General features: G+C 45.4%; 1 protein-coding gene. It reads right to left on the minus strand.

Features of this window, described 5'->3' with window-relative positions:
• Positions 1–229 (minus strand): amidohydrolase family protein (locus KVT11_RS20885; RefSeq protein WP_217609247.1); only part of this gene is annotated, 229 nt, incomplete at both ends.

Below are 229 nucleotides of genomic sequence, written 5' to 3' on the forward strand. Positions count from 1 at the left end.
AACAGTTTATATCCTTTCAGACCGAGCTCTTCTACCGCTCTTTTCAGCTCTTCATACGCATCCTCCCGCTCCAAAGGATGATATGCAAATCCGGTAAATCTCGCGGGATTGGCTTGAATACACGCCGCCATCCGGTCATTACTCTCTGCTGTTAAAAAATTCAGCACGTCAATGCCGTACTTATCTAATTCATTCTCCCATCTTGTCATCAAAGCGATTTCGCCCTCAT

It is taken from the genome of Bacillus sp. GbtcB10 (genome assembly GCF_019091365.1).
Taxonomy (GTDB): domain Bacteria; phylum Bacillota; class Bacilli; order Bacillales; family Bacillaceae; genus Bacillus; species Bacillus altitudinis.